The organism is Variovorax sp. VRV01, from assembly GCF_014852545.1.
Classification (GTDB): domain Bacteria; phylum Pseudomonadota; class Gammaproteobacteria; order Burkholderiales; family Burkholderiaceae_C; genus Variovorax; species Variovorax beijingensis_A.
This window is the reverse complement of the sequence record NZ_JACVBS010000002.1, coordinates 270,241-288,905: the sequence shown is the minus strand read 5'-3', so window position 1 is coordinate 288,905 and position 18,665 is coordinate 270,241. Positions and strand designations below refer to the sequence as shown.

Annotated in this window: 18 protein-coding genes and 1 pseudogene; 9 read left to right on the top strand and 10 right to left on the bottom strand. The window is 64.0% G+C overall.

The window, feature by feature from the left end; all coding sequences use genetic code 11:
• Window positions 1-19: 19 nt before the first annotated feature.
• The 8 genes and pseudogenes from IB278_RS05055 to IB278_RS05020 form a co-directional block, all read left to right on the top strand.
• Window positions 20-844 (top strand): annotated as a pseudogene (locus IB278_RS05055) (replication initiator protein A); the annotation flags it as partial.
• Between the two features lie 200 nt (window positions 845-1,044).
• A complete protein-coding gene (gene parA, locus IB278_RS05050; RefSeq protein ID WP_225612724.1) occupies window positions 1,045-1,806 on the top strand; it encodes a ParA family partition ATPase in 762 nt (253 codons plus the stop codon).
• Window positions 1,803-2,066: a chromosome partitioning protein ParB gene (locus tag IB278_RS05045; RefSeq protein ID WP_192322844.1), complete on the top strand. Its 264-nt coding sequence runs from the start codon at window positions 1,803-1,805 to the stop codon at window positions 2,064-2,066. Before parA ends, IB278_RS05045 begins: the two co-directional genes overlap by 4 nt.
• Window positions 2,063-2,593 carry a DUF2840 domain-containing protein gene (locus tag IB278_RS05040; protein WP_192322843.1) on the top strand — a complete coding sequence of 177 codons (531 nt, stop codon included), beginning with the start codon at window positions 2,063-2,065 and terminating at the stop codon, window positions 2,591-2,593. The genes IB278_RS05045 and IB278_RS05040 overlap by 4 nt, the downstream gene beginning before the upstream one ends.
• A complete protein-coding gene (locus IB278_RS05035; protein WP_192322842.1) occupies window positions 2,590-3,102 on the top strand; it encodes a S26 family signal peptidase in 513 nt (170 codons plus the stop codon). The genes IB278_RS05040 and IB278_RS05035 overlap by 4 nt, the downstream gene beginning before the upstream one ends.
• A gap of 453 nt (window positions 3,103-3,555) precedes the next feature.
• A complete protein-coding gene (locus IB278_RS05030) occupies window positions 3,556-5,526 on the top strand; it encodes a DUF3363 domain-containing protein (RefSeq protein WP_192322841.1) in 1,971 nt (656 codons plus the stop codon).
• Window positions 5,527-5,743: 217 nt separating this feature from the next.
• Entirely contained in the window at window positions 5,744-7,114 is a 1,371-nt protein-coding gene (locus IB278_RS05025) for an aspartate aminotransferase family protein (protein ID WP_192322840.1), read from the top strand.
• A 499-nt stretch (window positions 7,115-7,613) separates the two neighbouring features.
• On the top strand, window positions 7,614-8,150 hold the full coding sequence (locus tag IB278_RS05020) for a GNAT family N-acetyltransferase (protein ID WP_192322839.1): 537 nt from the start codon (window positions 7,614-7,616) through the stop codon (window positions 8,148-8,150).
• Between the two features lie 286 nt (window positions 8,151-8,436).
• On the opposite strand, the gene IB278_RS05015 is transcribed toward IB278_RS05020, so the two are convergent.
• Window positions 8,437-8,691, bottom strand: a complete 255-nt coding sequence (locus IB278_RS05015) for a transposase domain-containing protein (RefSeq protein WP_192322838.1) — start codon at window positions 8,689-8,691, stop codon at window positions 8,437-8,439.
• 287 nt (window positions 8,692-8,978) lie between these two features.
• Between IB278_RS05015 and IB278_RS05010 the strand changes: the two genes are divergently transcribed.
• The gene (locus tag IB278_RS05010; protein WP_192322837.1) at window positions 8,979-9,944 is read left to right on the top strand and encodes a helix-turn-helix domain-containing protein; all 966 of its coding nucleotides are present in this window, start codon (window positions 8,979-8,981) and stop codon (window positions 9,942-9,944) included.
• A gap of 190 nt (window positions 9,945-10,134) precedes the next feature.
• Here IB278_RS05010 and IB278_RS05005 read toward each other — a convergent pair whose 3' ends face one another.
• The 9 genes from IB278_RS05005 to IB278_RS04965 form a co-directional block, all read right to left on the bottom strand.
• A complete protein-coding gene (locus IB278_RS05005) occupies window positions 10,135-11,442 on the bottom strand; it encodes an alginate export family protein (protein WP_192322836.1) in 1,308 nt (435 codons plus the stop codon).
• 180 nt (window positions 11,443-11,622) lie between these two features.
• On the bottom strand, window positions 11,623-13,152 hold the full coding sequence (locus tag IB278_RS05000) for a PepSY domain-containing protein (protein WP_192322835.1): 1,530 nt from the start codon (window positions 13,150-13,152) through the stop codon (window positions 11,623-11,625).
• Window positions 13,153-13,198: 46 nt separating this feature from the next.
• Window positions 13,199-14,026 (bottom strand): DUF4198 domain-containing protein, encoded by an 828-nt coding sequence (locus IB278_RS04995; protein WP_225612723.1) that lies wholly within the window; start codon window positions 14,024-14,026, stop codon window positions 13,199-13,201.
• Between the two features lie 8 nt (window positions 14,027-14,034).
• Complete coding sequence (locus IB278_RS04990) at window positions 14,035-14,355, bottom strand: hypothetical protein (RefSeq protein ID WP_192322833.1); 321 nt, start codon at window positions 14,353-14,355, stop codon at window positions 14,035-14,037.
• Between the two features lie 28 nt (window positions 14,356-14,383).
• Window positions 14,384-15,373 carry a metal ABC transporter substrate-binding protein gene (locus IB278_RS04985; protein WP_209499602.1) on the bottom strand — a complete coding sequence of 330 codons (990 nt, stop codon included), beginning with the start codon at window positions 15,371-15,373 and terminating at the stop codon, window positions 14,384-14,386.
• 10 nt (window positions 15,374-15,383) lie between these two features.
• Window positions 15,384-16,289, bottom strand: coding sequence for a metal ABC transporter permease (locus tag IB278_RS04980; protein ID WP_145745781.1), 906 nt, complete (start codon window positions 16,287-16,289; stop codon window positions 15,384-15,386).
• An 11-nt stretch (window positions 16,290-16,300) separates the two neighbouring features.
• Window positions 16,301-16,978, bottom strand: coding sequence for a metal ABC transporter ATP-binding protein (locus IB278_RS04975; protein WP_192322832.1), 678 nt, complete (start codon window positions 16,976-16,978; stop codon window positions 16,301-16,303).
• Window positions 16,979-16,991: 13 nt separating this feature from the next.
• Window positions 16,992-17,924 carry a metal ABC transporter solute-binding protein, Zn/Mn family gene (locus IB278_RS04970; protein ID WP_192322831.1) on the bottom strand — a complete coding sequence of 311 codons (933 nt, stop codon included), beginning with the start codon at window positions 17,922-17,924 and terminating at the stop codon, window positions 16,992-16,994.
• Window positions 17,921-18,571, bottom strand: coding sequence for a hypothetical protein (locus tag IB278_RS04965; RefSeq protein ID WP_192322830.1), 651 nt, complete (start codon window positions 18,569-18,571; stop codon window positions 17,921-17,923). Before IB278_RS04965 ends, IB278_RS04970 begins: the two co-directional genes overlap by 4 nt.
• Between the last annotated feature and the right edge of the window lie 94 nt (window positions 18,572-18,665).

Here is an 18,665-nt window from a genome sequence, read left to right as displayed (position 1 = left end):
AGGGCAGGGGCCGGTCTCTATGTCGAAGCGCCCGAGTGAACGCGAACAGCTGTCACTGTTCCGCGCATTGCCGGGCGGCGGCATGGCGCTGCGCGACGCGCAGGACCTGATGGCCTACCCGTTCTTCTCGCTGGCCAAGTCGCCGCGCACCGTGCCGATCCGCTTCGAGGCCGGCGGCGTGTCGCTCACCGTGGAGGGTGTCCCGGAACACGGCATCGCCACCATCTGGGATGCCGACGTGCTGATCTGGGCCGCGAGCCAGATCGTCCAGGCCAAGAAGGAGGGCATCGCGCCTTCGCGCCTGATGGTGGCCACGCCCTACGAAATCCTGCGCTTCGCGCAGCGCGGCACCGGCCGCAGCGACTACCTGGCGCTGCGCGCCGCGTTGGACCGGCTGCAGTCCACCACCGTCTCGACGACCTTGCGCCAGCGGGAGCGCCCCAACGGAGCCAGGCGCACGCACCGCTTTTCCTGGATCAACGAGTGGAAGGAGTACATCCGGCTCGATGGCCGCTCCGACGGCATCGAGCTGATCCTGGCCGACTGGTTCTTCTCGGGGGTGATGGACGAGGCCCTGGTGCTCACTCTGGACCCCACGTACTTCCGGCTTTCCGGAGGCATCGAGCGCTGGCTGTACCGGCTCGTGCGCAAGCATGGCGGCCGGCAGCCCGGTGGCTGGCGATTCGATATGCGCCATTTGTATCTGAAGTCCGGCGCGTTGCAGCGCTACCGCGACTTCGCCGCGCATGTGCGCGGCCTGGCTCTGCGCCAGGCGCTGCCGGGCTATCGCCTCTTCATCGAGCGCAGCGGCGGCAGCGAATGGCTGGCGTTCCGCCATTGCCCGGACGTCGTCGTGAGGGGCGACTTGTCCACAGCTTCTGTTGAAGAACCTGTGGATCGTGTGTGGACGGACTCGGTGGATCACCGGCGCGCGACTCGGGGTATCACCGGCGCTTCTATCGGTAGATCACCGGCGCGAAACACCCCGCGAGCCGCGCCCAGCAACGGTTTCGGGGCTCCCTAAACATCTAAAGGGATACATAAATGGAAGTCACGCGCGCGCGAGTGGAGGATGCCCAAAAAATGGGCAATGGTTCAGCGACTGCAAATCAGGCAGATCCAATACCCGAGAACTGCCTCCCGGCAAGAGAAGACAGCCGCCCCGGCAAGGTGATCGCGCTGCTGAACCAGAAAGGCGGCGCAGGCAAGACAACGCTCGCCACGCACCTGGCTGGCGAGCTGGCCTTGCAGGGAAGCCGCGTCACGCTGCTCGATGCCGACCCGCAGGGGTCGGCCCTCGACTGGGCGCAACGACGGCTTCAGAACAGGCAGGGGCGGCTGTACAGCGTCTTCGGGCTGGCGAGGGACTCGCTGCACCAAGAGGCGCCGCAGATCGCTTTGCAGACGGATTTCGTGGTGATCGACGGGCCACCGCGCGTCGCGGCCCTTGCGCGTTCCGCGCTGCTGGCCGCCGACCTCGTGCTGATCCCGGTGCAGCCGAGCGCCTACGACGTGTGGGCCAGCCACGAGATGGTGCAGCTCATTGCAGAGGCCCGGGTGTTCCGGCCTGCGCTGCGCGCCGCCTTTGTCATCAACCGGCGCGTGGTCGGCACGGTGATCGGCCGCGAGGCACGCGCCGCGCTCGCCGATCAGCCGTTCGCCGCGCTGACGGCGGAAGTCTCGCAGCGCATCGTGTTCGCCGACAGCGTCGCCGCGGGGCGCCTGGCCTGCGAAGTGGCGCCGCAGTGCGCGGCCGCGCGCGAGATCGCGGCGCTCGCGCAGGCGGTGCGGGAGATGCTGCGATGACCAAGCCCCTGCCATCCGCGAAGCCGCGCCGGGCGTCCATTGGCCGCAGGCCCGGTGCCGATCCGGCATCGGCCTGGGTGCGGCAGGCGGAAACGCTCGAGCTGCCAGCCAAGGCCTCCATCTACACCGCGCGGCTCACCATCGACGTGACGCCGGCGCTGCGCGGACGTATCAAGGTGGTGGCATTCCGGCGCGACCTCACGGCGGCGGACATGCTGCGCGAATTGCTGGAGCGTGAGTACCCGGAGGACGCGGCATGACGGCGCCGGCTTCGCATCCGACGCCAACCGTCTCGCAGGCTTCTCTGCAGGCGGTGGCGCCGCATTGGCCCACCGGGATGCGGGTTTCGCTCGCTTTCGTCGAGCATCGGGTGAACGTCTGGTTGCGGTTTGGTCAGCCAACCGCGGAGATCGTGCTGGATCGTTGGCGGCGCGTGGCGATGTTCACGCCACGCAAAGTCTGCTGCCGCGTGAAGTGGATCGGGAATGACTACGGCACGGCGCTCTGGCAGCTCATGGTGCTGCAGGCGCCGACACTATTTGACGACGCTCAGCGCGTTGCCGGCGTGGCACCCGGCGCGCGCATACTGCTGCGCGCCGATGGCGAGCTGCAGGTCAAGGCGGTGCTCGCGGTGATTGACGCCGTCGAGGCGCTGGGCATCGACCCGTGCGCCGCCGCCACCACATACTGGCGCACTGTCGGCAACCGGCTGGCCGCACGGCAGTCGTTGCCCGTCTACACGGCCGAGCGACATGCGGCGCATCTCGCGCGCGAGGCGCTGCAATGATGCACCGCATGGTTTTCGCCTGCATGGGCATCAGCCTTGCGGCACTGTGCGTGCCGGCCATGGTGCAGGTTCCGGTGCGCCTGGTCTACAACCCAAGCGACAGCGTGGCGCGTGGCTGGTATCGCATCGAGCCGTCTGAGTCGCCGCACGTTGGCAGCATCGTGCTGGTACGGCTTCCGGCTGATGCGGCTGCTCTCGCGGCGCAGCGGGGCTACCTGCCGGAGGGCGTTCCCTTGCTCAAGCGGATCGGTGCCGTGGCGCCGCAATCGATATGTGTGCGAGGAAGCGTCGTGCGCATCGACGGCGCAGCCGTGGCGGCGGTGCTGGCGCAGGACGGCACGCATCGCCCCATGCCAACTTGGACGCAGTGCAGGACGCTCGCGGAGGGCGAACTGTTCTTGCTCAGCAATGCCCATCCTGCGTCGTTTGACAGTCGCTACTTCGGTCCTGTCCATGCGTCTGAGGTGATCGGCAGCGCGCACGCACTGTGCACTTGGAACACGCGGTGAGTGTTCTTCCGTCTCGCCTCCAGGCGGAGATCGCATTGCGTTGGTGGGTGCACGGCCCCTGCACTGAACATGCGCCACAGCCGTGCCTGGCCCTGCGTAGCCCGTGCTTCCGAACGGCCGCCGCGCTGGCGCTCGGGCTGCATTCTGCCGTACAGACATCCTGCCGCCAGCGTGCAGCGCCAGCTGCACCGCCGCTGCCCTTCGGGCAGCGTTGCGCACCTCGTGCGCGGCTGGCGGTGGGTTGGAGCCGGGAGCGGATGCGGGAGGCGGAGACGGAGGGCAAGATAAAAGGGGCGGCACGCCTTCGCCTGCCGATCCAGTTTGCACGTGGGTTTGGCGCGGCACGGCACCTTGCAGTGCCTGTGCCGCGCATGCATGCAACGCGGTTCGCCGCCAAGCATGCCTGCGTGCCGTCTGCGTTGCTTTGTGTTGTGTTGCGCTGGAGCTTGCGCCATGGCCTCGCGTAAAGATACGCAGGATGGCGAGCGTTTCCGCGTCAGGCCGGCGGCGCCGAGGTCGCGCGCCGGGCCACGTTCGCAGCGCTTCGTCTCGCATGTCCTGAAGGCGGCCTCGAAGGCCGGCGCCAATGCTTCAGGTGTACGTATTGGGCGGCCAGCATCCATCTTCGGCCGCGGCCGCGTGGCTGCCGGCATGGCTGGCCACCGGCTCCCGGCGAACGCCCGGCGCGTGGTCATCAAGTCCCGCTTCGTGGTCCTCAAGAAAGCGGGCGCCAGTTCAGTCGCCGCGCACTTGCGTTACATCGAGCGCGACGGTGTCACGCGCGATGGGCAGCGCGGCCAAGCCTACGGTGCGGCCACGGACGAGGCGAATCTCAAGGCCTTCGAGGAACGAGGCCGAGGCGACAGGCACCAGTTCCGTCTCATCGTTTCAGTCGAAGACGCCGAGCAGCTGGAAGACCTGCGCGGCTACACGCGCGAGCTGATGCGGCGCATGGAGGTGGATCTGGAGACGCGGCTGGACTGGGTCGCGGTCGATCATTGGGACACGGACAACCCGCATACCCACGTCGTGTTGCGCGGCAAGGTCGGCGAGGGGAGGGCGAGCCGGGACCTGGTCATCGCCCCGGACTACATGGCCCACGGCATGCGGTTGCGTGCCAGCGAGATCGCGACCGAGTGGCTCGGGCCCCGTACCGAGCTGGAGATCCGGCAAGGGCTGCAGCGAGAGGTAGAGCAGGAGCGGCTGACTAGCCTCGACCGGACGCTGTTGCGGCAAGCGGCGGCCGATGTGGTGGACCTGACCCAGGCGCCAGAGAAGACCGCGAACCTGCGGCAGCGCCAGACCCTGCTGCGTGCCCGGCTGCAGCGGCTCGAAGCCATGGGGCTGGCCGAGCGGCTCGACGCGAACCACTGGCGGTTGGCGCCGGGCGTGGAGCGATCGCTGTCAGCGATGGGCGCGCGCGGAGACATCCTGCGCGCGATGCACCGGGCAATGAAGGGCGACAAGCGCGAGCTGGTGATTGAGGCGAGCCCGACAATGTCCATCGTCGGGCGCATCACAGGCAAGGGCTTGGCCGACGAACTGCACGGGCGAGGCTATCTGGTGGTCGATGGCGTCGACGGACGGGCGCACTACCTGAAGCTGCCGGTCGGCGCCGACTTGTCGGCGCTTCCGATGGGCGGGATTGTGGAGGCGAGCCCGCCGGCGCAGGAGCGGGCGGTGGACCGCAACATCGCGGCGGTCTCGAGAGATGGCGTCTACAGGACCGCCGAGCATTTGGCCCATCTCGAGCTGGCCAACGATCCGGATCCTCGATCTGCCGTAGATGTCCACGTGCGCCGACTTGAGGCGTTGCGCCGTGCGGGCGTCGTGGAGCGTGTGGCCGATGGCGTCTGGAAGGTGCCGTCGGATCTGACGGTGAAAGCGCGACAACACGATGCGCAGAAAGCTGCAGGACCGACCATCGAGTTGCACTCCCACCTGCGCATCGATCAGCAGGTACGCGCCATCGGCGCCACCTGGCTGGACAGGCAATTGATCGATGGGGGCCGCGGCTTGGTAGCGCAAGGCTTCGGTACCCAGGTACGCGATGCAATGCGCAGCCGCGCGGAGTTCCTGATCGAACAGGGCCTGGCCGAACGTCGAGGTCGGCGTTTCGCGCTCGCACGTGACCTGCTGTCGACCTTGCGGGATCGGGAATTGGCGGTAGCTGCCAAATCCTTGCAGGATCAGACCGGCCGGAGCTACCGGAGACTGAAGGACGGCGAGCGGGCCAGCGGCACCTATCGCCGAAGTATTCAGCTTGCCAGTGGTCGCTTCGCCATGCTCGATGACGGGGTGGGTTTCGCCCTGCTGCCTTGGCGACCTGTGATTGAACAGCACCTGGGTCAACAGGTCTCCGCCGTCAGCCGTGGCCAATCGGTGACTTGGCAGTTGGGGCGGCAGCGGGGCATCTCCGTATGACGACCGCCCGGCGTGCATTGCCGATTCGGGCTACCGAGCCGAGGTGATCTCGGCCAACATCGGTTGGACCAAGCGTTGTCGGACCGTATTTCATGAATGCAGAGCCGCCGCCTCGCGGCCTAGCCGCCTCACGAAGCTGTCCGCTCCGTCCTTGTCCGTCGCAGCGATGCGGCGATTGCTCAACCCCAAATCCGACCGAAAAGCTATGACTATGACTATGACCGAGACCGATCTGGAAGCCCTCAATTTCCCCGACGCACCGAAAATGGTGTCAGCCGAGTTCCCTGGCCCGAAGTCGGCTGATGCGCTGGCCCAGTCGGCACGTACCGAATCCATGGCGCGCGGTGCCGGTCGAGCACCCGTGGTGATCGATCGCGCTTTCGGCGTGACTTTCAAGGACCCCGACGGCAATACGTTCATCGACCTGTCGGCTGGCGTTGGTGTAAGCAGTGTGGGACGTTGCCATCCCAAGGTGGTCGCAGCGATGCGCGAGCAATCCGAAGTGCTGATGCATGCCATGGAGGTGAATAGCACGAAGCGCACGGAGTTGGCGACCAAGATCTCTGAGATCATGCCGGAAGGACTGCGAGGCGATTGCATCACGTTCTTCACGCAGGGCGGCAGCGACGCGCTCGAAGCAGCAGTGAAGTTTGCCAAGCGCGTCACGGGACGGCACCAGATCATCGCTTTCCATGGGGGCTATCACGGTGTGTGGAACGCCTCCGTGGCGCTGACTACAGGTACAGCCTATCGCAAGGGCTACGCTCCCTTCATGGGCGGCGTAATTCACGCGCCCTATCCTTATGCTTATCGGTTTCCATTCGACACCAATCAAAAAAGTGCCGAACAGATCGCAGGTGAGTACGTCGACTATCTTCTGAATACGCCATACACGGCCGCCGACGATGTTGCAGCTGTGATTGTCGAACCTGTGCAGGGCGAAGGCGGATACGTGCCGCCCGCGCCGGAGTTCCTGCAAATATTGCGCAAGGCCTGTGATCGCAGTGGCGCGCTGCTAATTGTTGACGAGGTGCAAGCCGGCGCAGGTCGGACCGGCAAGATGTGGGCGGTGGAGCACTCTGGCGTGAAGCCGGACATGCTCACCTTCGGCAAGGGCATCGGGGGCGATGTCCCTATGGCAGGACTCGTGATGCGCTCAGACCTAGCGGCAAAGATTCCGGACGGATCAGTACCGAATACCTTCGCAGCCAATTCGGTCTCCGCCGCCGTTGCGCTCACCAACATCAGTCTGTTGCAGGATCCTTCGCTGGGTCTGCTGGATCGCGCTCGCTCGCTTGGTCACGAGGCAAAGGAGTACATCCAAGGCCTCAACAGTCCGTTCATCGGTGAAGTCCGCGGCTTGGGGCTCATGATCGGTATCGAGTTGGTGCAGGATCGGGCGACCAAGGAGCCCCTGAGCCACGAGAAGATTGGCGAGCTGATGGGCTATGTTCTGAGCCACGGCGTGATGATGGTGCCATGCGGGCGCTATGGCAATGTGATGCGCGTGATGCCGTCGCTCACGATTCCGCGATCGCTGTTGTTCAAGGCGCTTGACATCTTTGGACGGGGCTTGTCCACGCTTTGACGGGGCCGCAACGCGACGAGCCGATATGCGCCACCTTGCCAGCGGCAAGGGAGACGCTGCGTGGCTGCGAAAAGGTCATGGTGCCGCACGCGGATGATCGAGGCCTTCGTTGCTGGGGTATCTGCACACCGCGCACCAAGATTCTTTCCCGATCGGCCTAGCCTGCGCGCAGAAGAGCCAGCTTGTTTTCGGACTATGGGTTTCATGTAGCGCGGCCCGGGAGTGCGGTGAGGTGGGACGCAGCTTGTCCATCGCCAAGCTGCCGCGAACTGGTTGTGAGCTTTGCGTTGCCGGACGCCACGATCAGGTGCTCCGCTGTGTGCCCAACGGGGGGGCGCCGTGGTCGCTGACGCGATCGTGCATCGATGACGGCGGATGAAACAATCTCGCAAGTCAAAAAATCCCCTGCGTGATGGCGCTCGGCGAAGTGGCTTCAAACCACTATGAATGAGACCTCTATCACTATTGCCTTGCGGCGAGTGGCACAGGAGCAGAAGTCGTGAAGAAAAATTGGCAGGAGATCTGCCTGACACTCGAGATTGCTCGCAAGGAGGATCTGCGGGGATTCAAACGGGAGCTGCAGAAAGCATTTGCTGCAGGCATGGTCGAAGCCCTGGGCACCAGCCCGGACGAGCCCATCCCCTCGGATGAGGACATGGAGAAATCGTTTGGCGCGACGGGTGCCGTCACCTGTCACATCTTGATGAATGGAGCCCGGGTCGGTGGTGTAGTACTGAGAATTGACGACGCCACCCAGTACAACTCGCTGGACCTCTTTTTTGTGTCGACCGGCACTCACGGCCGTGGCGTCGGACTCCAGGCCTGGAAGGTCATCGAGGCTCGTTATCCTGAGACGAAAGTCTGGGAAACGCACACGCCGTATTTTGAGAAACGCAATATCCACTTCTACGTGAACAAATGCGGATTCAAAATCGTAGAGTTTTACAACCGGCGCCATCCCGATCCCGAGCATCCCCAGCCTGCAGGTCTCCCCGGGAGGTGGGACATGTTCAGGTTTGAGAAGCTCATGGTTTAGGGGGCGCTTGTTCGGTAAATCGCGTCGTAACCAGCACGCCGAACTGCGCTTGGATCAGCACGATGGCCTTGCAGCTCGATCTCGCTTGGCCAGGCAAACCGTTTTTCCGCGCTGGCCGGGGTTTCGCTTCCGGAGCCGGTCGGCAGATGCGCCAACATACGTCGGCGTTTGGGTTTTTTGGGATCCCACAAGCGATCGTGCCTGAGGTGGGTTCCTTTAGGAGGCTCAGTACTTCGCGGAACATCGCGACCCTCTGCGCCTGACGCTGGCCGCACACGTACGACTGTCAGGCAGCGGATGCCCCGGGCTGGCGGCGATGCGGCAGCAGTTCGCCGACAAGCGACACCTTGTGTGTGGCAGGCACAAGCAGGACGTCCTTCAAGTACGCGTACGGATCGAGCTGATTGAGCTTGGGCGACTTGTCGACCGGATCAAGTTCATCGCTGCGGCCGCCGTGCCGATCCGCGCACGGTGAACCCGCGAACAGCCAGTTGCCTCGGGTGCCTCTGCCCACGCTGATTGGACAGATCTGATCCTCCACCCAGTTGTTTCCATACGTGCAATGCATCGGCAACGGGCCTTGCCTTGTGCAATCTCTCTGACGAGCTGCGGAGGATCGGACGGACTGCACGCCAAGGCGCTCCGCATTGGACAAGCATTCAACAGGTCAACGGCGTTTGATCGGCACCGCCTTTGCGTTGGCCGCGAAGCTGTCCTTCGCCTAAAGGGGTTTCCCCTCTATGAAGCTCTGATCGATCTGTGCAAAATTTCGTCTATGTGAGAATTTGGCATAGAAAAAAGCAGCCGTCCTTCAAGGAGTGCCAGCCGGTGAATCAAAGCATCCATCGCTTTCAAGACATACATGCCCACGCGGTCTCGGTGCAGGAGTGGAACCAGACCTACAGCCAGATCACTGCGGGGTCGCTCGAGAGTTCACTCATGCAACTCACGAGTGCAAGATGCCATGTCTTTCGGGAGCAAATCAACCAGCGGGTGGTGCAGCACGGGGAGGCGCCGAAGGGCAGGGTGTGTTTCGCGGTGCCACTTGCGATCCCGGGGGCGATCCGGATGCAGGGACGCGAGGCGGACTACAGCAGCATCTTTTTTCTTCGTGGCGGAGAGGAGTTCATGTTCCACATGCCAACAGGCATGGACATGCTGGCGATTACCTTCGAGCGCGAATTCTTCGAAGCCGCGTTGGGCGACACCGCTTCGGCTAGCGAGATCCAGACCTTGCTTCGGCAACCAGTAATCAAGGTGCCGCCGCCGCGTCTTGCAGAGTGTCGCCAGCGTTTGCTCACGATGTTCTCCGAAGCGCTTGTCAACGAGGAGCTTGGCAATACGCAGGCGCGCGAGCGCGAGCTGGAACAGGCCATGCTGGATGAACTTCTGGTGCTGATGACCGACCCGGCCTGCGACAGGCGGCAGCGCAGCGGCAGCTCCACGCACAGTTTCATCGTTGAGAAGTGCCACAGATTGGCGATGTCGGAGACGATCAACGTGCCCAGCGTGATCGAGTTGTGCCAACGCCTTCATGTGAGCCGGCGCACTGTCCAAAACAGCTTTCGCTTGGTCGCTGAGACTACGCCTTTGAACTACCTGCGCTCCGTGCGCCTGAACGGAGTACGTCGGACTCTCATGTCGACTCCGGCCTCCGAGCTTTCCATTGGCGACGCGGCCTCCCGATGGGGCTTCTTCCACCTGAGCCATTTCGCAGCGGAATACCAGGAACTGTTCGGTGTCCTGCCGTCCCAGACCAAGCGGGCGGAAGAGGCCCGGGCATACGCTGCCTGAAGCAGCGCGTCGAATCGTCGCGCTGGTGGCAGAAAGCACCTCCGGTGCCCACAGGATCGTGGAGTTCATTGGCGTCGCCGATGGCATCGCTCGCCAGAAGAGCAGTCTGCACGCCAGCCCATCATGTGCAGCACTCCCCGCCGCATACGTTCCCGGCCCTTTCTGGGCACGACGCGGCGTGGTGCACCGTTTAAAAGCTTGCCACCACCATCAGCTTGAGATAGGGATTGGCCTTGGCGCTGCCGCTTTGATTGCCCCCGTTGCCCTCGTATTTGCGAGGCTTGTAGATCCCAATGATCGGCGAGAAAGTCAGGTTCTTGGTGATGGCCCAATCCAGGTAAAGAGCCAATTCGCGCGCGTCCAGGTTTAGCGTCGAGCGGTCGGCGAGCGTCCTGAAGTCGAAGAACATCAGCGTCGCTGCCAGATTCTCAAGCGGCCGAACGGTGAGTGCGACATCGTGGATGCGGGTGTTGAAGTTGTACGAGAACGCATAGTTCGACGCGACCTCGCCCTGGTACCGCCCGCGGAAGCCACCCTGAAACAGGGAGTCGAATTCTTTCGAATACCGGGTGTAGCGGTAGCTCAGCGAAGGCTGCCATGCCACGTCGGAAAACGTATAGCCCGCCTCGGCGTACCATGCGTTGTCGTTGCGAGAGCGCTTCTTTTGGTAGGCGTACTCGAATGCGAAGTCTGCATCCGGAATTCCGGCGTTGCCGTCCGCGCGAATGCTATAGATCTTCATGCCCTTGCGCTCCAGACGCGTCGGTGAAATGGCGTATCGCTCATCGACGTCCAGGCCGCGGATGAAGGTGAATCCGACGGTGCCTTCGGGGGCGGTGTAGTCGAGCGTCCCGACCGCGATCTCCGTGTTGGCCTGCAGGCGCGTGTTCGACTTGAGCCACATCGCGCTTCCGTGCAGTCCCTCAGTGCCGCCCAGACGCAGGACAGCCGTCCTGGCGAACGCCAGGCGCTGGCCGAAGTAGTAGGCGCCGCCGCGGTCATAGCGGCCATCTGCCAGGCCTTTGCCGGGATTCACGCCGTCGTCGTTGACCAGGAAGCCGGAGCCGGCTTTCACAATCTGGCGGCCCGCGGAAAAGTCGATTCCGTCCTTGCCCAATGCGGGAAACAAGTCACCCGACTTCCATCCCACGTACGCGTCCTCGAACCGTGTGCGGTGTTCCCGGCCCGTAGTAATGCCGCCGGGGTCCCCGTCTCCCCATGTAGCCGTGCTGATCGCACTCAGTGCGCCGTAGAGCGTCCCGCTGCCGATCCGGTCAGTGGAGCCGTTCAGGCCGTACTTGGCGAAGCCCTCTTGCCATCGGAAACCGCCGGGTCGACCCACATAGTTGCGCCGGGTGCCGAACATGCCGTAGCCCGCTTTGAGCTCTGCGTTCAGAGTCGTTTCGCTTTCGGCGTAGAGTTCATAGCCATGGGCCGCAGGCGTGAGCACGCAAAGGGCGGTGAGTGAAATGAAGGGTAGGCTGCGGATCGAACGCATGGTGTCTCCTGTGTTGTGTCGTGAGAGACTTGTGATGGGCGCCCATGCGGCGGCAGAGCGTGCGCGTTGTCGTCGTTCGACGACGACCGCGCCATGGAGACAGGGAGTCGACCACAAGCGGGGCGAGTGTCCTGTTGCCCGTGGGTGGGGTGGTAGCCCAAATCAGCAATCGCGAGGAATTCAAGAAGATGGCGACCAGGGCTCATAGAGCTTGGGCATGCGGCGCGGCCTGACCTTGCTCGCGAAAATTCGCCGACCGATCACGCACGACGTGATGCACAGCGCAAGGCCGAGAAGCGACAGCATCATCACGACGCTGTCGCGCACCAACGGCCGGTTGCGCAATGCCTCGAAGTCCAGGCTGTGCATGCCCTGGTACAGCACACGCTGCCAGCGGCCCGAGGGGGCGATACGCAGCAGCACCCTGGCCGACAGCGGATCCGCATACAGGTCGATCCCGTCCGCCCATCGGGCTCGCCACACCGGCAGCGGACGCGTATCCCGTACGTCGGAGGACGCGGCGTTCTGCGCGTAGTAGGCGCTGTCGTAGGCGTCGATCCGCCGCAACTCGGCCGGAACATGCCCGGCGCCCCGGATGCCTCCCAGCGCCCGCGCGATCTCTTCCTCAGGAAACCTGGCGTGCAACACCGGAGCCGGCGCGGCGGCATCGGTGCGCATTACGCTTTGGCCCACGCGGGTATGGACGCGATACCAGGTGTGCCCTGCAAACTGCACACGCTCAAGTTCCAGGGCGTCGGCGTTCGGCGAGCTTCGGGCATGCGCGGCAAGTGCGTCGCGCGGTTGAAGCTGTGCGACCGATGGCGCACCGAACCAACGCGCTTGCTCGGAAGGCTGGGCACTGCGCGGACCGAAAACGCCGTACGGGTTCATCGACATCAAGCCCGAGAACATCCACGTCAGCGTGAAGACTGCGGCCACAAGGCCCGCGATGTGATGCCATCGCATCCAGAACTTGCGATAGGGAATCCAGCGGGTGCGATTCAGGAAGATCTGCCAGATGCCCAGCGCAAGCCCGGTGGCCGCAAGCACCACGCCCGGAATCGACAGCCAGACCACGACCTGGTTCCATGCCTGCGGAAACTGGCGCAACACTGTCGGGTAGATCCAGTGCGGCACCGCGCCGATCCAGTTCCAGAAACGCTCGGCCCGGCGCGTGTCTCGAACCACTTCGGCGCTGCCGCGTGACACATATAACTCAAGGCCGTCGTCGCCGGCCAGCCTGACCTTCACCAGCGGACGATAAGGATCGAGTCCCTGCGGCACCGTCCATTGGTCGCGCTCCAGTTCCTCGGTGTCTACAGCCTTGCGGCCGCTGAAGGCCTGGGCGGCCAGCGCGGCCTGTTGCGCAGTCAGCGGCGCGACCGGTGCGCCGCTTTCCGCGTCGAAGGTCCGCCAGACGGGGGCGCGGCCCTCGGCCTCGCCGGCCAGGATGCGCCAGACAGGCACGTCGGCGTGCATGCCCAGCCTTGCAGCGCCCAAGCCGATGCCGGCGCGCTGCGCGATCGCTTCCGCCGTCAAGCAGCAGCCCGGCCCTACCCGCAGCGGCGCGAGCCCTTCGAGCCGATCCACCTGCGACAGGTTGGGAAACGGCACATAGTGCAGCACCATGCCGGAGGCAAACCACATCAGGAAAAAAAGCGCCAGGACAACGCCGAGCCACTTGTGAACGAAGATCAGCGCGCGCTTCATGAGCTTTGCCGCCCAGGGGGACCTCTTGGGCATCTGCCACTCGATGTCACTTCATGTCCTTGACCTGGACCCACAGCACGGCGTCCTGCGACATGATCTTTCCCTTGTGGCTTCTCGCGGTACCGATGTCCAAGGCCGCAATGCCCCACCATCCCGCTTTGGGCAAGCCGACCGCGATGACGCCTTCGGTATCGGCGACAACGCTCAGGCGTTCGTATGCGGCATGAGGCGCCGTCACGTGCGCCTTTCGTCCGAATGCCCCCGTCTTGAGATCGACCGGGTGGTTCAGATACTCGATCTCCACGCGGGCAAAGGGGACCGGCTTGCCGTCCGACAAAACGATCGCGCGGAAAACGCCGCCGGTCCAGATGCCGTACGGTCTCGTGAGGGGCTGTATCTCGACCGGAAGGCCCTGCGTGTTGGCCCAACCGCTGGGCACGCCGCCGACATTCACAACGACTTTGGTGAACTGCTGGATGTACAGGTCTTCCTCTGTCTCGAGATAGGGCTCGGGCTCGAGTACGAACACGTGATCTCCGAGCGAGCGCACCATCTCTCGCGGGATGGAGGCCCGGAACGCTGCGGCCCGCCGGCCACCGGCCTTCCATTCGACGGGGCGCAGGTACTTCTTGAGATCGGTCTTCACCGGCTCCGCGCCGGCGCGGTAGGTGGTCACGCTGAAGGAACGCGGCTCTGCCATCGGCATCGTGGGTCCACCTTGAAAGGGATGGGTGAACACCAGCGCGAATTCCAGATCTGTGCCGCGTTCGAGTGTCGACTCCTGGACATACAGTGTCTGAAAATGGGCTTGCACGGGCAGTGCGGCCAGGCAACCGGCCAACGTGAGCACTCCGGCTCGGCGAAGAAAGTTCATCAAAGTCCTCATTTGGTGATGTTGGAGCTGTACAGCGTGGTTTGGTGGTTGTCGCCACCGAGAAAGACCACGTGGTAATCGACGCCTAATGGCTTGAATACGTAGGTGCCGGCGTTGTCAAGGACGCCCTCCAGCAGCACCTTGTTCCTGGCGTCGAGCACCTGGATTTTTTTTCCGGCGGCGGAACTGCCGTCCGAGAAACCAGCTTCGCATTGCACCTGGTCTTGTTTGATGTAGCAGTCAAGGACGGGCGCATGCGCATGCGCCGCCGCGCACGCGGAGAGAATTCCAGCAACCGACGTCCCACGAAGCGAGAGCAATGGCTTCATCAAGTCTTTTCCTTCATTCACATGCCGCTCAACGCCGGGGCGAGCGGTCCGTGTCTTTCATTGCGTCGCCGGCGGTTTCTGCTAGAGCCGTCGACAAGGCATTCATGTTCCACCTCAGAAGGGCCTCGTAGGCGCCGGCCTCGTCGGTGAGAATGCCGGGGTTGCCCGCATCCAGTACCAGCAGCCGCGCGCCGCCTTTCTCGATGGCCTTGACGATCCGCTCGTCCGGTTTCCACTTGTGGACAACCAGCCGAATGTCTCGCTCGCGCAAGTAGCGGCTCAGCGCCGAGCGATCGCCATCGCTCCAGTCGACATCCTGTTTGACATACCAGCCTTCGACGAACACGCCGAAGTCGCCCAGCATGTAGGCGAACTCGCTGGCCAGCGAAAGAACGCGAGGGTCGCGCTGCGCCGCCATGCGTGCGCCATATTCGGCTTTCAATCGGCGCAAGCGCCCTTCGAAGGCGGCGAGGTTCTGCTGTATCCGGTTGGCATCCGGACGCGACAAGCGCTCCAGGTCGGCAGCGATCAGTGCCGCCATGCGCATGCCGTTGTCGGGGCTGAGCCAAGCGTAGGGCGACGGCCCCGCATCCGGGCCAGCTGCCTCAACCCAGGGGACGTTGTTCCTTGGTGTTTCGAGCACCGACAACCCCGGCTTCGCGGCATCCCACGAGCGCGATGCATCGATCTCGATGATGCGCAGGTTGTGCCGGCGCGCCGTCGGATACAGCGGGTCCGCGCGCCACAGGTTGCGCAGCGTGACAACCGCTTCTGCCTTCATGAACGCGTCGGCCTGCAAGCGTGCGAGCGCGTTGCCCTGTGCTTCCATTGGCACTGCAGCACCTTCAGGCAGGCGTATAGCTTCGATGTCTGTCCCTTCGGTGAGGGCGGAGGTGAGGGCGTGTAGTGCAGGAAGTGCCGTAAGCACGCGGCATTTTTCACCGCCGGCGCCTGCATGTGCCGCAAGAGGGGCGCCCCACGCGAACACCAAGATCGTCAACCAGTTTCGGAAAGCCATGGAGTGCGCTCTAGATGCCAGCGCTTCGGAACCGGGGCGCGCGGGCTCGAACGACGGAGGTAAAGACGAAGATCGCCGCAGCGACGAGGACAATCGCCCCGCCCGTGGGGACCGGGATATGCAGCTGCATCGGCAGCAGGATGCCGAGCACGCAGGACACCGTCGCGATGGCGACCGAGCGCGCGACCAATTCACCCAGTGAGCGGCTGACGTTGCGGGCTGCCGCCGCCGGAATGAGAAGAAGAGCTTCGACGAGCACGGCACCAATGATCTTCAGGCAGGCCACGGTCACCAGCGTGACCATGGCGACAAATACATAATCCACAAAGCGCACCCGCACGCCCCTTGCATGTGCCAGGCTCGGGTTGATGCTGGCCAGCAGCATCGCGTTGTACATCGGCAGTCCAATGCAGGCGCAGATCACCGTGACGACAAGCAGCACGTTCATGTCGGTGTGGTCGACCGCCAGGATGGAGCCGAACAGCACGCTTTCCATGACGTGGGTATTGATCTTTGCGGACACGAACAGCAACAGCGAGGCCCCCAGGGCCAGCGAGATCGACAGGAAGACGCCGATCAGGATGTCGTTGGACAACGTCGTGCGGTGCTGTGCGTACTTGAGCGTCAGAGAGAACAGCAGGCAGAAGGCAAACATCGAGACATAGGGCGACGTGTAGGACTCGCCGATGAGCACCCCGATGGCCACGCCCGTCATGGCTGCATTGCCGACAGCCTGGCTGAAGAATGCCATCCGCTTGATCATGACCATCGAGCCCAGCACCCCCAGCAGCGGGCCGATCAGCAACGTACACAGCAGCGCATTGATCAGGAACTCATACTGGAACGGCTCTGGCAAGGCACCTCGTTCGGCGAGTGCCTGCAACTGGTTGCGAATGAATTCGTATACGGGCGTCATTGGCTGGTCTCTTACCGAAAATGCGTCCAGTCGAGTGCTTCGGCGGGAGAGCCATGGAAAAGGACTTGACCATTGATGCTGGTCACGCACTGGGCGAGACGCATCACCTGATCCAGGTCATGATTGATCCACAGGATGGTGACCCCACGCGCATGCAGTTCGGCCACCAGATCCTCGAGCAGCCGCATGCCCGGCCTGTCGACACCGGTGGTGGGCTCGTCAAGAACCAGCAGCCATGGCGCCGGATTCAGGGCCTGTGCCAACAGGACGCGCTGCCGCTCCCCGCCGGAGAGGGCTCCGAAGGGGCGCCTGCCTGAGACCTGGACGCCGGTTCGCTGCAGGGCCGCGGCGCATGCTTCCCGGCCCGGTCGGGAGGCGCCCATGAAGGCGGGCCTGCGCTGACTGAGGAGCGCCATGACGTCATCCACCGTCATCGGCAAGTTGCGGTCGAACTCCGGCAACTGAGGAACGTAGCCGATCGGACCCACCACATCACCTTCGAGGCGGATATGCCCCGAATGCGGCATCTGGCCCAACAGGGCGCGGGCCAATGAGGTCTTGCCGCCGCCGTTCGGGCCGACCAGGCAGTGCAGCGCACCGGCCTCGACGCGGAACGTCACGTCGTCCAGAACACGCGTTCCACCCAACTGAAGGGTGACATGCTCGAATACCAGGGCCGGGCCACGCATCGGTCTTTCTCCTTCAACGGCGCGTGGACTCGATGGCCGAGGCCAAAGTTTGGAGGTTTTCGCGCATCTCCACTTCGAACCGGTCCGCGGTGTACGGTCCGCCGGTGATGTGAGAGAGCGCAAAGATCTTCACGCCCGTGGCTTCCTCGATTGGCTTGCCCAGGCCGATGGAGAAGTATTTTTCAGCGAAGAGCACGCGGACGTTCGCCTTCCTGATGGCATCGACCGTGTTGGCGAGCTGGCGCGCGGTCGGCGCAACGCCATGGCGCGGCTCGATGACCGCCGTCACGGTCAGGCCGAACTCCTGCATCAGGTAGTCGTAGCCCGCGTGTGTCGTGGCGCATCGGAACGACGACAGGTCGAGACTGGCAAAACGGGTCATGAACTCCGCACGCAGCCCCCGGATCCGCGCCGCATAGGCGGCGGCATTGCGCCGGTACGCGGCGGCGTTGTCCGGGTCGAGCTCTCCCAGGCGCCGGGTGATTTCGAACACTTGCTGGATGGCCGCGGTGGTGGACACGAAGGTGTGGGGATTGACGACCTTGGCGTCGCCCTGGTCCCCCGCGATCGGTATGAGCGCCACCGAAGCATTGGCGTAGATGAGCGGCAGCGTCCCCTTGCGTCCGGCTGCCTTGACGATCTCGAAGGCCCACTCGTCGTGCCCGATGCTGTTGACCACCAGCGCATCGAGTGACATGGCACGCGTGATGTCTTCCGTCTGCGGCTGATAGTTGTGCGGATTCGCATCTCCCGCGATGAGCGGGACCACCTCTGCCTTGTCTCCGACGATGTTGGCGACGAAGCTGTAGTAGGGGTGCAAGGTGACGCCCACCTTGAGCTTTTTACCCGCGGCCAGTGCCGGGCCGACCAATCCGCACCCTAGAAGCAGCAGGCACATCGTCGTCCCGCGCCGGCGCAGCGAAAGCTTCTTCGACGTGGCCGTCATCGAGCCTCCTTGATGCGCTCGACTTCACTCGCGCCGTTATAGGCGATGACTTGCCGCCATCCCTTGCCGACCAGTGCTTCGGGTTTGACGATCTCGGGGTAGGGCGCCAGGGCATCGGGATGGATCCAGATGGTGGCCTGGTTCGCCCACATCACCCCCGCGTGCGCATGTCCGATCACCAGCAGGTAGGCGCTTTGGGCCGGCGCCTTGCCAGCAGAGCCGTAGTAGACGGTGGCACCCTGACCCTGCGTGCCTTCGGACACAGCGTTCGGCGCCGCCGCGGCAGGCGTCTCACGATGGCCGCTCTCTGCGCCGGGCTGGCTGGCATGGGGCTGGTGAGCGCCGGGGAGGATCAATTGCCAATGCACCTCCCCATTCGCCTTCCAGAAGGTGTCCTGATAGAAGGGCGGGAGCAGCATCCGCTGGGCGTCCGCGAGGGTGATCCAGCCGCCCGTGTCGTTGTTGAACCAGATGATCTCTTCCGAGGCGGGCAGCAGCGCGCCGTGAATGGCTTGGTCGGCGGGCCCGAGGCCGTCGAAGGACCTGATCTGCCAGCTGAGGGGTTTCGGGGGGTCAGGATGGGCGGGGCGCAACAGCACGTAGCCTGCCAGGCTGCCGACCATCGCCACGAACAGCAGAGGCATCATGAGCGTTTCAAGCCTGCCGGTGAGGGGACGCACGGTCCAGAGTCGAGCGCTCCCACCTTTCAAGGCCGAGTCACCCAACGCCCGCCGGATGCTG

Coding starts and splice junctions, on each gene's coding strand:
- IB278_RS04995 (WP_225612723.1), bottom strand. CDS start 14,026: ATGAACTTTCTTCGCCGAGCCGGAGTGCTCACGTTGGCCGGTTGCCTG.
- IB278_RS04965 (WP_192322830.1), bottom strand. CDS start 18,571: ATGATGCCTCTGCTGTTCGTGGCGATGGTCGGCAGCCTGGCAGGCTAC.
- IB278_RS05045 (WP_192322844.1), top strand. CDS start 1,803: ATGACCAAGCCCCTGCCATCCGCGAAGCCGCGCCGGGCGTCCATTGGC.
- IB278_RS04975 (WP_192322832.1), bottom strand. CDS start 16,978: ATGCGTGGCCCGGCCCTGGTATTCGAGCATGTCACCCTTCAGTTGGGT.
- IB278_RS05030 (WP_192322841.1), top strand. CDS start 3,556: ATGGCCTCGCGTAAAGATACGCAGGATGGCGAGCGTTTCCGCGTCAGG.
- IB278_RS05035 (WP_192322842.1), top strand. CDS start 2,590: ATGATGCACCGCATGGTTTTCGCCTGCATGGGCATCAGCCTTGCGGCA.
- IB278_RS05005 (WP_192322836.1), bottom strand. CDS start 11,442: ATGCGTTCGATCCGCAGCCTACCCTTCATTTCACTCACCGCCCTTTGC.
- IB278_RS04980 (WP_145745781.1), bottom strand. CDS start 16,289: ATGACGCCCGTATACGAATTCATTCGCAACCAGTTGCAGGCACTCGCC.
- parA (WP_225612724.1), top strand. CDS start 1,045: ATGGAAGTCACGCGCGCGCGAGTGGAGGATGCCCAAAAAATGGGCAAT.
- IB278_RS04990 (WP_192322833.1), bottom strand. CDS start 14,355: ATGAAGCCATTGCTCTCGCTTCGTGGGACGTCGGTTGCTGGAATTCTC.
- IB278_RS05000 (WP_192322835.1), bottom strand. CDS start 13,152: ATGAAGCGCGCGCTGATCTTCGTTCACAAGTGGCTCGGCGTTGTCCTG.
- IB278_RS05025 (WP_192322840.1), top strand. CDS start 5,744: ATGACCGAGACCGATCTGGAAGCCCTCAATTTCCCCGACGCACCGAAA.
- IB278_RS04985 (WP_209499602.1), bottom strand. CDS start 15,373: ATGGCTTTCCGAAACTGGTTGACGATCTTGGTGTTCGCGTGGGGCGCC.
- IB278_RS04970 (WP_192322831.1), bottom strand. CDS start 17,924: ATGACGGCCACGTCGAAGAAGCTTTCGCTGCGCCGGCGCGGGACGACG.
- IB278_RS05040 (WP_192322843.1), top strand. CDS start 2,063: ATGACGGCGCCGGCTTCGCATCCGACGCCAACCGTCTCGCAGGCTTCT.